Origin of the sequence: Rathayibacter sp. VKM Ac-2856 (assembly GCF_013205055.1) — a bacterium.
Classification (GTDB): domain Bacteria; phylum Actinomycetota; class Actinomycetes; order Actinomycetales; family Microbacteriaceae; genus Rathayibacter.
In genome coordinates, this window is the sequence record NZ_JABMLF010000006.1 from 267,961 (window position 1) to 282,149 (window position 14,189).

Sequence of the window (14,189 nt, forward strand, 5' to 3'; positions counted from 1 at the left end):
CAGGCGGCGGCTGCGGCGGCGGGGGCGGAATCGGTCACGATGCTCCTCGTGCTGGGCCTCCCGGAGGCCCTCCGCGCAGGGCGGGAGCGGGCCCGGACCGGTGTCGGAGGCGCTGTGTAGTCTTGCCCTGTGTCAGATCCGGAACAGCCTACCCTCCTGCTCATCGACGGTCATTCCCTCGCGTTCCGGGCGTTCTACGCCCTCCCGGTCGACAGCTTCCAGACCCGTGCCGGCCAGCACACGAACGCCATCCACGGCTTCCTGTCGATGCTGATCCTGCTGCTGAAGAACGAGAAGCCGACCCACCTCGGCGTCGCCTTCGACATCTCCCGCTACTCGTTCCGCACCCGCGAGTACCCCGAGTACAAGGGCACCCGCGGCGAGACCCCGCCCGAGTTCAAGGGCCAGGTCCCCCTCCTCGAGGAGGCGCTGCACGCGATGAACATCCGCACCGTCTCGAAGGAGGACTTCGAGGCCGACGACATCCTGGCCACGCTCGCGCGCCAGGGCGCCGAGGCGGGCTTCCGGGTCCTGGTCGTCTCGGGCGACCGCGACACCATCCAGCTGGTCACCCCGGACGTCACCCTGCTCTACCCGTCCACGCAGGGCGTCTCGCAGCTCACCCGCTACGACCGCGACAAGGTCTTCGAGAAGTACGGCGTCGAGCCGCACCAGTACCCCGAGATCGCCGCGCTCGTCGGCGAGACCAGCGACAACCTGCCCGGGGTCGACAAGGTCGGTCCGAAGACGGCCGCCAAGTGGGTCAACCAGTACGGCACCGTCGCCGACATCATCGCCCACGCCGACGAGATCAAGGGCGTCGTCGGCGAGAAGCTGCGCGAGCAGAAGGAGAACGCGCTCCGCAACCGCCGCCTCAACCGCCTGATCACGGACGTCGAGCTGCCGCTCGGCCCCGACGACCTCGGCCGTCGCCCGATCGACCCGGACGCCGTGCGCGAGATCTTCGGCCGCCTCGAGTTCAAGACGCTCCAGGAGCGCGTGCTCACCATCGCCGCCGACGAGGGCGTCGAGGGCGCGGCCGAGGCGCTCGCCGGCGACACCGTCGTGACGGCCGCTCCCGCGGTGCGGAACATGGTCGACGAGGAGCTGGCGCACTGGCTCGACCGCGTCTCGGCGGGCGGCTCCGTGCCGGTCGCCGTGCAGGTGCAGCTCGGCGAGGGCGGACTCGAGGGCATCGGCCTGTCGGTCGAGGCGGAGTCGGCCTTCGTGCCCTGGGCCGCCGGCCGGCCCGACTACACGGCGCTCGAGGAGTGGCTCGCGAGCGACGCCCCGAAGCACTTCGCCGACGCGAAGCCGCAGATCAAGGCGCTGCGCCGCGCGGGCCTGCCCGTCGCGGGCCTCGCCTTCGACACCCGCGTCGCCGCCTGGCTCCTGCAGCCCACGGGTCACGCCGCGACCCTTCCCGCCCAGGTGCAGCAGTACCTCGACGAGGCGATGGTCCAGGGCGACCCGAACCAGCTCGTTCCCACCGCCCCGCCGATCGGACCGGCGACCGAGGCCTGGTACGCGCACCGCCTGGTCGGCGTGCTCACCGAGCTGCTCGGGGAGGGCATGCTCTCCGTGCTCGTCGACATCGAGCTGCCGATCGTGCAGGTGCTCGCGACGATGGAGCTCACCGGGGTCGCGATCGACTCCGGGGTGCTCGCGCGCCTCCGCGGCGAGCTCACCGCCACCTCGGTCGACCTCGCGAACCGCGCGTTCGCCGAGATCGGGCACGAGATGAACCTCGGCTCGCCGAAGCAGCTGCAGCAGGTCCTCTTCGAGGAGCTGGCGATGCCGCGCACCCGCGCGACCAAGACCGGCTACACGACCGACGCCTCCGCCCTGGCCGACCTGCAGGAGTCGCACCCGCACCCGTTCCTCGGCCTCCTGCTCGAGCACCGCGACGCGACCAAGCTCAAGCAGATCATCGAGACGCTGGAGAAGTCGGTCACCGCCGACGGCAGGATCCACACCAGCTACGACCAGACCGGCACGGCGACCGGCCGCATCTCCTCGAACGACCCCAATCTGCAGAACATCCCGGTGCGCAGCGAGGTCGGGCGCCGCATCCGCACCGCCTTCGTGCACGGCGAGCAGGCGAGCACCCTGATCACCGCCGACTACTCGCAGATCGAGATGCGGATCATGGCGCACCTCTCCGGCGACGCCGGTCTGATCGAGGCCTTCCACAGCGGTGAGGACCTGCACCGCTTCGTCGGCGCCCGGATCTTCGGCGTCGAGCCGTCCGACGTCACCTCCGCGATGCGCAACAAGGTCAAGGCGATGTCCTACGGACTCGCCTACGGCCTGAGCGCCTTCGGCCTCTCCAAGCAGCTGCGCATCTCGAGCAACGAGGCGAAGCAGCTGATGACCGACTACTTCGTCCGCTTCGGCGCGGTGCGCGACTACCTGCGCACCGTCGTCGAGCAGGCCCGCGAGACCGGCTACACCGAGACGATCTTCGGCCGCCGCCGCCCGTTCCCCGACCTGCAGAGCGGCAACCGCGTGCTGCGCGACAACGCCGAGCGCGCCGCGCTGAACTCGCCCATCCAGGGCTCGGCCGCCGACATCATGAAGATCGCGATGATCGGGGTCCAGGCCGACATCGGCGAGAAGGGCCTCGAGTCGCGGATGCTCCTGCAGGTCCACGACGAGCTGATCTTCGACGTCGCTCCCGGCGAGGAGGACGTGCTCGAGGAGGTCGTCCGCACCCGGATGGCCGGCGCGGTCGATCTCTCCGTCCCGCTCGAGGTGCAGGTCGGCCACGGCTCGGACTGGGACGTCGCGGCGCACTGACGCCCCGGCATCTCAGCCGGGCGCGGGCGCCCGTCCCGCGCCCGGCTCGGCCGCTTCGAGCCTCTGGCTAGGCTCGAGAGCATGACCTCCGACACCTCCCGCGAGCCCACCGCCGTCGACCTCGTCGCCGAGCGGTGGGTCGACACCCTCGTCGAGCTCGAGCCCGTCCTCGGCACGACGATCGGCCGGCCCGAGGCGAACCGCCGGCTGGGCGACCTGTCCCCGGAGGGTGTCGAGCGCTCCCGTGCGGCGACGGCCGCCGCCCTGGCGGAGCTCGAGTCCGCCGTGCCGGTCGACGCGGTCGACGCCGTCACGGTGGCCGATCTCGGCGCCGATCTGCGGCTGTCGCTCGAGGCCCACGACGCGCGCCTGCCGCTGCGCGATCTCAACGTGATCGCCTCGCCCGCGCAGGAGCTGCGCGACGTCTTCGACCTGATGCCGACCGACTCGGTCGGCGACTGGGAGGACGTGGCGGAGCGGCTGCTGGCCGTCCCGGCTGCGCTGGCCGGCTATGCGGAGACGCTCCGCGCCGGCATCGGCGCCGGAGTGACGCCCGCGCGCCGCCAGGTCGGCCTGGTGGCCGAGCAGGCCGAGACGATCGCGGGACCGCGCGGGTTCTTCGCCGCGCTCGCCGCCGACGCGGCCCCGGCCACCGGCTCGCTGCCCGCGTCGCTCTCGCTGCGCCTCGAGGAGGGCGCCCGTCGCGCGGCCGCCGCCTACGGGGGACTCGCCCGCTTCCTGCGCACCGAGCTGGCTCCGGCCGCGACGGAGCAGGACGCCGTGGGCCGCGAGCACTACGCCCTGCAGTCCCGCCGCTTCCTCGGCGCGGTCGTCGACCTCGACGAGACCTACGAGTGGGGGATCGACGAGCTCGCCCGGATGACCGCCGAGCAGGAGGCGATCGCCCGCGAGATCCTGCCCGGCGCGTCGGTGGCCGAGGCGATCGCCCACCTCGACACCGACCCCACCCGCACCCTGCACGGCGTCGACGCGCTGCAGCGCTGGATGCAGGAGACCAGCGACCGCGCCGTCCGCGAGCTGGCCGGCACCGCCTTCGACATCCCCGAGGAGCTCCGCCGCCTCGAATGCCGCATCGCGCCGACCCAGGAGGGCGGCATCTACTACACCGGCCCGAGCGACGACTTCTCGCGGCCGGGCCGCATGTGGTGGTCGGTGCCCGCCGGCGTGACCGAGTTCGCCACCTGGCGCGAGCTGACGACGGTCTACCACGAGGGCGTTCCCGGCCACCACCTGCAGGTGGGCCAGGCGGTGCACAACCGCGCGAGCCTCAACACCTGGCGCCGCCAGCTGGCCGGCAGCTCCGGGCACGCCGAGGGCTGGGCCCTGTACGGCGAGCGGCTGATGGAGCGGTTCGGCTACCTCGACGACCCGGCCGACCGCCTGGGCATGCTCGACGGGCAGCGGATGCGGGCGGCCCGCGTGGTCATCGACATCGGCGTGCACCTGCAGAAGCGGATGCCGGGCACCGGCGACGTCTGGACCGCCGAGTCGGCCCTCGCCTTCCTCCGCGCCAACGTGAACATGGACGACGCCTTCGTCCGCTTCGAGGTCAACCGCTACCTCGGCTGGCCGGGCCAGGCGCCGTCCTACAAGATCGGCCAGCGGATCTGGGAGGAGCTGCGCGACGAGGCGGCGGCGCGCGAGGGAGCGGACTTCTCGCTCGCCGCGTTCCACCGCCGCGCCCTCGATCTCGGCGGAGTCGGGCTCGACACGCTGCGTGCGAGCCTCGCCGCCGGTCGCTGAGCTCCGCGGGTCGCGTCCCGACCGACGGGACCCGCCAGGACACGCGGAACGACGCCCCATGAGATTGCTCTCACCCCGGTGGGTTCGATAGTCTGGAACGTCACATTCGTGGCGCCGCCGTGCCCAGGTGCGCGACGAGGTCCAGGACCACGGTCCCGGTCGTCGGAGCTCCGCCGGGTCGCAGCACCCCCATCACCTCCGCAGTGGTCACCACCGCGTCACGCCGCAGGGCGTGTCGGTGCCCGCCGCCCGATACCCATCCATCCTGGAGCATCCCTTAATGACAACCGCAACGACCGAAAAGGCAACCAAGCAGGTCGCGATCAACGACATCGGGTCTGCTGAAGACTTTCTTGCCGCGGTCGAAAAGACTCTGAAGTTCTTCAACGACGGAGACCTCATCGAAGGCACCGTCGTGAAGATCGACCGCGACGAGGTCCTCCTCGACGTCGGTTACAAGACCGAGGGCGTCATCCCCTCGCGTGAGCTCTCCATCAAGCACGACGTCGACCCCTCCGAGGTCGTCAACGTGGGCGACAGCGTCGAAGCCCTCGTCCTGCAGAAGGAGGACAAGGAGGGTCGCCTGATCCTCTCCAAGAAGCGTGCGCAGTACGAGCGCGCGTGGGGCGACGTCGAGAAGATCAAGGAGTCCGACGGTGTCGTCACCGGTTCGGTCATCGAGGTCGTCAAGGGTGGGCTCATCGTCGACATCGGCCTCCGCGGCTTCCTCCCGGCCTCGCTCATCGAGCTGCGCCGCGTCCGCGACCTCACGCCGTACCTCGGCCAGGAGATCGAGGCGAAGATCCTCGAGCTCGACAAGAACCGCAACAACGTGGTCCTGTCGCGCCGTGCGCTGCTCGAGCAGACGCAGTCCGAGAGCCGCACCACGTTCCTGAACAACCTGCACAAGGGTCAGGTCCGCAAGGGCGTCGTGTCCTCGATCGTCAACTTCGGTGCGTTCGTCGACCTCGGCGGCGTCGACGGTCTCGTCCACGTCTCCGAGCTCTCCTGGAAGCACATCGAGCACGCCTCCGAGGTCGTCGAGGTGGGCCAGGAGGTCACCGTCGAGATCCTCGAGGTCGACCTCGACCGCGAGCGCGTGTCGCTCTCGCTCAAGGCGACGCAGGAGGACCCGTGGCAGGTCTTCGCCCGCACCCACGCGATCGGTCAGGTCGCCCCGGGCAAGGTCACGAAGCTGGTCCCGTTCGGTGCCTTCGTCCGCGTCGCGGACGGCATCGAGGGCCTCGTCCACATCTCCGAGCTCTCGGGCAAGCACGTCGAGCTCGCCGAGCAGGTCGTGTCCGTCGGTGAAGAGGTGTTCGTCAAGGTCATCGACATCGACCTCGACCGCCGTCGCATCTCGCTCTCGCTCAAGCAGGCGAACGAGAACGTCGACCCCGAGGGCACCGAGTTCGACCCGGCGCTCTACGGCATGGCCACCGAGTACGACGACCAGGGGAACTACAAGTACCCCGACGGCTTCGACCCGGAGACCAACGAGTGGCGCGAGGGCTTCGAGTCCCAGCGCGAGGCCTGGGAGCAGGAGTACGCCGCTGCTCAGGCTCGCTGGGAGGCCCACAAGGCCCAGGTCGCCAAGTCGCAGGAGGAGGCCGCCACGGTCTCCGAGGGCGTCTCGGTCGGCGGGGGCTTCACCAACACCGAGTCGGCTGCCGGCGGCGGAACCCTCGCCGACGACGAGTCGCTCGCCGCGCTGCGCGAGAAGCTGTCCTCGAACAACTGATCCACGGCGTCACCACGACGAACGGCCGGTCCCCTCGGGGGCCGGCCGTTCGGCGTTACGGCGGCCGGTGCTGCTCGACCGCGCGGGTCTCGATACGCGGCTGCGCCGCTGCTCGACCAGCATGCGCGGGCATCGCCTGCACGCGTGGGTCTCGATACGCGGCTGCGCCGCTACTCGACCGGCATGTGCGGGCATCGCCCGCCCTTCCATGCTGATCGAGTAGCCCGCGGAGCGGGCGTATCGAGATCGCCCACCGAGCGGACCTCCGCAGGAGCCGCATCGCGCTCACCCGCTGGCTAGGCTTGCCGGGTGCATCTCGCCGCTCTGACCGGAGGCATCGCCTCGGGCAAGTCCACCGTCGCCCGCCGCCTCGCCGAGCTCGGGGCGGTCGTCGTCGACGCCGACCGGCTCGCCCGCGAGGTGGTCGAGCCGGGGGAGCCCGCCCTGGCCGCGATCGCCGAGCGCTTCGGCCCGGGCACTCTGCGCGCGGACGGCACGCTCGACCGCGCCGCACTCGGCGCGATCGTCTTCTCCGACTCCTCCGCCCGCGAGGATCTCAACGCCATCACCCACCCGGCGGTGTCGCGCCGCTCGCAGGAGCTCTTCGCCGCCGCGGCCGCCGCCGATCCGTCCGCGGTCGTCGTCTACGACGTCCCCCTCCTCGCGGAGGCGCGCGGAGCGGCGGAGTTCGACGAGGTCGTCGTCGTCCACGCCCCGGAGGAGACGCGCGTCGAGCGCCTCGTCGCGCTGCGCGGGATGACCGAGGCGGAGGCCCGCGCCCGCGTCGGATCGCAGGCGAGCGACGAGGAGCGCCTCGCCCTCGCCGACGCCGTCATCGACGCCTCCGGAACACTCGAGGAGACCCTGAGCCAGGTCGACGCGCTCTGGGAGCGGCTGCGCCGCCGCTCAGACTGAGCCCACCGCGCGGCGGAGGACCGTCAGACCCCGCTCCTACGGTGGAGCGGCCGCAGAGCCACCGCCGAGTCGAGGGGTACGACGCATGAGCGCTTCAGGATCACGACCGCCCACCTCCGACACCCGTCGCCTGCTGCTCGCCTCGGGTGCGGGCGCCCTCCTCGGCGCGGGTGCGGGAGCCGCGGCGGGAGCGCTGACCGGCCGGACCGACGCCCCGCCGATCGAGGTGATCACCCGTCCGGCCGGGACCGCGCGCATCATCGACGTGCACGACCACCTCGACGAATCGCTGCCCGCAGGCGCCCCGCGGGACACCGCCGCGTGGCAGGCCGCGCTGGCCGCCGCCGCGGTGCCCGAGGACGGGGTCGACCCGACGGAGCACCACGCGGTGGTCACCGCCCTGGGCGGCAGCTTCGTCGTCGACGAGACGCTCTCCTGGGATGCGCGGGTGAGCATCGACGGCCACTGCGAGATCCGCTACACCGGCACCGGCTTCGCCCTGCAGACCGTCGGCCCGGTGCTGCAGACCTCGGCCGCGGGCTACACGCGGCAGCACCAGACCGTGCTGAGCAACCTGCAGCTCATCGGCGACGGATCGAACAGCGGCATCGGCGTGAGCGCTGCTCCGCATCTGCGCGAGCCCGGGCCCAAGCCCGCCTACCTCTCCTTCGCGAACGTCGTCGCGCGGAGCTTCGACACAGCGGTCGAGCTCGGCTCGCACGCCTACCTGCTCGAGTTCCGCTCCTGCTCCTTCCAGGGCAACCGGGTCGGAGTGGTGGCCACCGAGGACGCGGTCGACGCGGGGGAGCGCATCGCGTTCCAGGGCTGCGACCTGACCAGCAACACCGGGAGCGCGCTCCAGATCCACGGCGACCAGGAGTTCTTCCTCGACCAGTGCTCGTTCGACACCTTCTCGACGAACCAGGGACGCGCGGTCACCATCGCGCGCGGTCAGGCCCACTTCTCGCACTGCCACTTCGAGATGCAGATCCCGGACAACCACGGCTGGTTCGAGCTCGACGGCTGGGGCGCGCTGCTCTCGCTCACCGACTGCCGGTTCCTCGTCCGGGCCCGCAAGGAGGTCGACGGCGACGCCGAGCGCGGACTGGTGGAGTTCTCGGGTGCCGGCGGCCAGCGGGCGGTGGTCCGGGGCGGGCAGTTCCAGGGCGGCAACTCGCGCCTGCCGTTCCTCGCGCGCGGCGACGGCACCCTGACGATCTCGGACACCTCCGCGCTGCCGTCGACCGCGCTGCGCTTCCACGCCGCCGAGCGGATCCGCGGTGTGCTCGACCCGCACGGCTCGCGCTCCGTCCTCGCCGACGACTGGGCGAGCGCGGGCGGCGCCTCGGTCGCGCCGGGCGACTCGCCGGTCGCGGGGCTGCGCTCGCTCGTCCTCGAGGACGGCTCGGGCTCCGGGGCCGTCCACCTCTTCGTCCCGATCGCCGCGGGGGCGCGGGTGCTCGCGTCGCTGGACGCGCTCTACGAGGGCGACGGCACGGCCGAGATCTCCCTCGGCTTCTCGACCGCGCGGCGAGCGGACGGGCTCGGCGCGGACCGGTACTCGGCGACCGAGGTCTCGGCGCGGGACTCCTTCGCGGGCGTCCGGCTCGACGACGCCTACGCGATCCCCGCTCCCGACTGGGCGGTCGCGGTGGTGATCCGGGTGCGCACCGACGGGATGGCCGCCGGCGACCGGCTCCACCTGCGGGATCTGCGGGTCTCCCGGCTCTGACCCGGACGGACGTCCTGCTCCGCGAGCCCCGTTCGCCGTGGGCGCAGGGCCGCGTCGATGTCGGTGGTCGCGGTTACGCTTCGACCATGGAGCCAACCCGTGCCGTGCACCCCTTCGAGGTCATCAGCGAATACAAGCCGAGCGGTGACCAGCCCGGAGCGATCGCCGATCTGAGCGCCCGGATCAACGCCGGTGAGACCGATGTGGTCCTGCTGGGCGCCACCGGCACCGGCAAGTCCGCGACGACCGCCTGGCTGGTCGAGGCCGTCCAGCGGCCGACCCTCGTCCTGGCGCACAACAAGACGCTCGCCGCGCAGCTCGCCAACGAGTTCCGCGAGCTCTTCCCCAACAACGCCGTCGAGTACTTCGTCTCGTACTACGACTACTACCAGCCCGAGGCCTACGTCCCGCAGACGGACACCTTCATCGAGAAGGACAGCTCGGTCAACGCGGAGGTCGAGCGCCTGCGGCACTCCACGACCAACTCGCTGCTCAGCCGGCGCGACGTCATCGTCGTCTCGACCGTCTCCTGCATCTACGGCCTGGGCCAGCCCGAGCAGTACCTCGAGGCGATGGTCGCGCTCCAGGTCGGCCAGCGCGTCGATCGCGACCGCCTCATCCGCAAGTTCGTCTCGATGCAGTACGCCCGCAACGACGTCGACTTCGCCCGCGGCACCTTCCGCGTCCGCGGCGACACGATCGAGATCATCCCGATGTACGAGGAGCTGGCGATCCGCATCGAGATGTTCGGCGACGAGATCGAGGCGCTCTACACGCTCCACCCGCTCACGGGCGACGTCGTCCGCAAGCTCGAGTCGGTGTCCGTCTTCCCCGGGTCGCACTACGTCGCGAGCCAGGACGTCATGCACCGGGCGATCGACACCATCCAGGAGGAGCTCGAGGTGCGCCTGGCCGACCTGGAGAAGCAGAACAAGCTCCTCGAGGCGCAGCGGCTGCGGATGCGCACCACGTTCGACCTCGAGATGATGCAGCAGATCGGCTTCTGCTCCGGCATCGAGAACTACTCGCGCCACATCGACGGGCGCGAGTCCGGCGAGGCTCCGCACTGCCTGCTCGACTACTTCCCCGACGACTTCCTCGTCGTCATCGACGAGTCCCACGTCACCGTGCCCCAGATCGGCGCGATGTACGAGGGCGACGCGTCGCGCAAGCGCACCCTGGTCGAGCACGGCTTCCGGCTGCCCTCGGCGATGGACAACCGCCCGCTGAAGTGGGAGGAGTTCAAGGGCCGCGTCGGCCAGACGGTCTACCTCTCGGCGACGCCGGGCCGCTACGAGATGGGCATCGCCGACGGCATCGTCGAGCAGATCATCCGCCCGACCGGTCTGATCGACCCCGAGATCGTGGTCAAGCCGACGAAGGGCCAGATCGACGACCTGCTCGAGGAGATCAAGCTCCGGACCGAGCGCGACGAGCGCGTGCTGGTCACGACCCTCACCAAGCGGATGGCGGAGGAGCTCACCGACTTCCTCACGGAGGCCGGCGTGCGGGTGCGCTACCTGCACTCGGACGTCGACACGCTCCGCCGCGTCGAGCTGCTGTCCGAGCTGCGCCAGGGCGTCTACGACGTCCTCGTCGGCATCAACCTCCTCCGCGAGGGCCTCGACCTGCCCGAGGTGTCGCTCGTCGCGATCCTCGACGCCGACAAGGAGGGCTTCCTCCGCTCGTCGACCTCGCTCATCCAGACCATCGGCCGCGCCGCCCGCAACGTCTCCGGCGAGGTGCACATGTACGCGGACAAGATGACCGACTCGATGAAGCTCGCGATCGACGAGACCGACCGCCGCCGCGAGAAGCAGGTCGCCTACAACCTCGACCACGGCATCGACCCGACCCCGCTGCGGAAGAAGATCGCGGACATCACGGACGCGCTCGCCCGCGAGGGAGCCGACACGGCGAAGCTCCTGGCCGGCCGGGACGCGAAGAAGAAGAGCCCGACGCCGAACCTGCGCCGTGAGGGGCTGGCCGCGAACGGCGGCAACGACCTCGAGGCGATCATCGCGGACCTCAACGGCCAGATGCTCCAGGCCGCCGGCGAGCTGAAGTTCGAGCTCGCGGCGCGACTGCGCGACGAGGTCTCCGAGCTCAAGCGCGAGCTGCGGCAGATGGAGAAGGCCGGGCACCTGTCCTGACCGCGCAGGGCCGGCCCGGAAGGGTCGGCCCTCCGTCGTCATCGCGCAGGGCCGGCCCGCCGGTGCGCCCGCGAGCTCCCGGCGCAAGCCGCGGGCTCCGGGATCAGCGGCCAGCGAACGCTCCGAGCGATGTCGGTGGCTCCGCTTACACTTTCGAGGTGTCGATCCTGAACGCCGTTACGGACCCTTCCACCACCCCCTCACCCTCCTTCCACCGCTTCGTCTCCTCATTGGACGAGTCGGTCTCGAAGCTGGTGGTGAGCGGGGCCAGAGTGCACAACCTGCGCGACGTCGACCTCGAGATCCCGCGCGACTCGATGGTCGTCTTCACCGGTCTGTCGGGCTCGGGCAAGTCGTCTCTCGCCTTCGACACGATCTTCGCCGAGGGCCAGCGCCGCTACGTCGAGTCGCTCTCCGCGTACGCGCGGCAGTTCCTCGGGCAGGTCGACCGCCCCGACGTCGACTTCATCGAGGGCCTCAGCCCCGCGGTGTCGATCGACCAGAAGTCGACGAACCGCAACCCGCGCTCCACCGTCGGCACCATCACCGAGATCTTCGACTACATGCGCCTGCTCTGGGCGCGGATCGGGATCCCGCACTGCCCGGTCTGCAGCGAGCCGATCTCGGCCCAGACCGTCCAGCAGATCGCCGACCAGCTCATGGAGCTCGAGGCCGGCACCCGCTACCAGATCCTCAGCCCCGTCGTCTCGCAGAAGAAGGGCGAGTTCGTCGACCTCTTCAAGGAGCTGACGGCGGGCGGCTACTCGCGCGCCATGGTCGACGGGAAGCTGATCCAGCTCAGCGAGCCGCCCGTGCTGAAGAAGCAGTACAAGCACGACATCTCCGTCGTCGTCGACCGCCTCGTCGCCGGCCCGGACATCCTCGGCCGCCTCACCGACTCGCTCGAGACGGCCCTGCGCCTGACCGACGGCATCGTGCAGATCAACTTCGTCGACGGCGAGGGCGACGGAGCCTGGACGACGTACTCCGAGAAGCTGTCCTGCCCCAACAACCACCCGATCTCGCTCACCGAGATCGAGCCGCGCACCTTCTCCTTCAACGCGCCGTTCGGCGCCTGCCCCGAGTGCTCCGGTCTCGGCACGCGGATGTCGGTCGACGACGAGCTGCTGCTCGGCGACCCGGACCTCAGCATCGCCGAGGGCGTCATCATCCCCTGGACCACCCAGGGGAAGGGCCTCTTCCAGTACTACGAGAAGCTGCTCGACGGCCTCTCCCGCGACCTCGGCTTCAAGCTGACCACCCCGTGGAAGCGCCTGAGCTCCGAGGTGCAGCAGGCCGTGCTCCACGGCGACAACTTCGAGGTCAAGGTCAAGTGGAAGAACCGCTACGGCCGTGAGATGAGCTACACCTCCGGCTTCGAGGGCGTCGTGCCCTACATCGAGCGGCAGTACGTCCAGGCCGAGACCGATGTGCAGCGCTCCCGCTGGGCCGAGTTCCTCCGCGAGGTGGCGTGCCCCGTCTGCAAGGGCTCGCGCCTCAAGCCCGAGGTGCTCGCCGTGCTCGTGCACGGCGCGAGCATCGCCGACGTGGCCGACCTCAGCCTCGGCGACGCGCAGGCGTTCATGAGCGAGCTCCAGCTGACCCCGCGCGAGGCGACGATCGCCGCGCAGGTGCTCCGCGAGATCCGCGCCCGCCTCGACTTCCTCATCGAGGTCGGGCTGAACTACCTCAACCTGTCCCGCGCGGCCGGCTCGCTCTCGGGCGGCGAGGCGCAGCGCATCCGCCTGGCGACCCAGATCGGCTCCGGCCTGACCGGTGTGCTCTACGTCCTCGACGAGCCGAGCATCGGCCTGCACCAGCGCGACAACCGGCGCCTGATCGACACCCTGATCAAGCTGCGCGACCTCGGCAACACGCTGATCGTCGTCGAGCACGACGAGGACACCATCCGCACCGCCGACTGGATCGTCGACATCGGACCGGGCGCCGGCGTCAACGGCGGCCAGGTCGTGCACTCGGGCTCCTACGAGTCGCTGGTCGAGAACACGCACTCGCTCACGGGCGACTACATCGCCGGGCGCCGCTCGATCGACATCCCGAAGAAGCGCCGCAAGATCGACCGCAAGCGCCTCATCAAGGTGGTCGGCGCCAACGCGAACAACCTGCGGAAGGTCGACGTCGAGTTCCCGCTCGGCACGTTCGTCGCCGTCACCGGCGTCTCGGGCTCCGGCAAGTCGACGCTGGTGAACGACATCCTCTACCGGGTGCTCGCCAACCAGCTCAACGGGGCCCGCAAGGTGCCGGGCAAGCACACCCGCGTCACCGGCCTCGAGAACCTCGACAAGGTCGTCCACGTCGACCAGAACCCGATCGGCCGAACCCCGCGCTCGAACCCGGCGACCTACACCGGCGTCTTCGACCGCATCCGCAACCTCTTCGCCGAGACCACCGAGGCGAAGGCCCGCGGCTACCTGCCCGGCCGCTTCAGCTTCAACGTCAAGGGCGGTCGCTGCGAGGCCTGCTCGGGCGACGGCACGATCAAGATCGAGATGAACTTCCTGCCCGACGTCTACGTCGCGTGCGAGGTCTGCGGGGGAGCGCGCTACAACCGCGACACCCTGACCGTGCACTACAAGGGCAAGAACATCGCCGAGGTGCTCGACATGCCGATCGCGGAGGCGGCCGAGTTCTTCGAGCCGATCACCGCGATCCACCGCTTCCTGAAGACCCTTGTCGAGGTCGGCCTCGGCTACGTCCGGCTCGGTCAGAGCGCCACCACGCTCTCCGGCGGCGAGGCGCAGCGCGTCAAGCTCGCCACCGAGCTGCAGCGCCGCTCGAACGGCCGCAGCGTCTACGTGCTCGACGAGCCGACGACCGGTCTGCACTTCGAGGACGTCCGCAAGCTCCTGCTGGTGCTGAACGGCCTCGTCGACAAGGGCAACACGGTCATCACGATCGAGCACAACCTCGACGTCATCAAGTCGGCCGACTGGCTGATCGACATGGGTCCCGAGGGCGGCGCCGGCGGCGGCCAGGTCGTCGCGATCGGCACCCCCGAGCACGTGGCGAAGGTGAAGGAGAGCCACACCGGCTCCTTCCTCGCCGAGATCCTCCCGTGAGCCGG

The 14,189-nt window shown here is 70.6% G+C and carries 7 protein-coding genes; all 7 read left to right on the top strand.

Features of this window, described 5'->3' with window-relative positions:
* Nucleotides 1-129 precede the first annotated feature (129 nt).
* The 7 genes from polA to uvrA all read left to right on the top strand — a co-directional run bounded on the left by polA (nt 130) and on the right by uvrA (nt 14,184).
* Nucleotides 130-2,799, top strand: coding sequence for a DNA polymerase I (gene polA / locus HQQ82_RS18455; protein WP_173235631.1), 2,670 nt, complete (start codon nt 130-132; stop codon nt 2,797-2,799).
* Nucleotides 2,800-2,880: 81 nt separating this feature from the next.
* On the top strand, nt 2,881-4,563 hold the full coding sequence (locus tag HQQ82_RS18460; protein ID WP_173235633.1) for a DUF885 domain-containing protein: 1,683 nt from the start codon (nt 2,881-2,883) through the stop codon (nt 4,561-4,563).
* Between the two features lie 280 nt (nt 4,564-4,843).
* Entirely contained in the window at nt 4,844-6,304 is a 1,461-nt protein-coding gene (gene rpsA / locus HQQ82_RS18465; RefSeq protein ID WP_123446259.1) for a 30S ribosomal protein S1, read from the top strand.
* Nucleotides 6,305-6,613: 309 nt separating this feature from the next.
* Entirely contained in the window at nt 6,614-7,219 is a 606-nt protein-coding gene (coaE, locus tag HQQ82_RS18470; protein WP_173235635.1) for a dephospho-CoA kinase, read from the top strand.
* 85 nt (nt 7,220-7,304) lie between these two features.
* Entirely contained in the window at nt 7,305-8,951 is a 1,647-nt protein-coding gene (locus HQQ82_RS18475) for a hypothetical protein (RefSeq protein ID WP_173235637.1), read from the top strand.
* Nucleotides 8,952-9,037: 86 nt separating this feature from the next.
* On the top strand, nt 9,038-11,104 hold the full coding sequence (gene uvrB, locus HQQ82_RS18480; protein WP_173235639.1) for an excinuclease ABC subunit UvrB: 2,067 nt from the start codon (nt 9,038-9,040) through the stop codon (nt 11,102-11,104).
* Between the two features lie 230 nt (nt 11,105-11,334).
* A complete protein-coding gene (uvrA, locus tag HQQ82_RS18485; protein ID WP_173235897.1) occupies nt 11,335-14,184 on the top strand; it encodes an excinuclease ABC subunit UvrA in 2,850 nt (949 codons plus the stop codon).
* Nucleotides 14,185-14,189: the final 5 nt, after the last annotated feature.

Excerpts from the sequence above, each read along its gene's own strand:
- HQQ82_RS18460 (WP_173235633.1), top strand. The coding sequence starts at position 2,881 with ATGACCTCCGACACCTCCCGCGAGCCCACCGCCGTCGACCTCGTCGCC.
- rpsA (WP_123446259.1), top strand. The coding sequence starts at position 4,844 with ATGACAACCGCAACGACCGAAAAGGCAACCAAGCAGGTCGCGATCAAC.
- HQQ82_RS18475 (WP_173235637.1), top strand. The coding sequence starts at position 7,305 with ATGAGCGCTTCAGGATCACGACCGCCCACCTCCGACACCCGTCGCCTG.
- uvrB (WP_173235639.1), top strand. The coding sequence starts at position 9,038 with ATGGAGCCAACCCGTGCCGTGCACCCCTTCGAGGTCATCAGCGAATAC.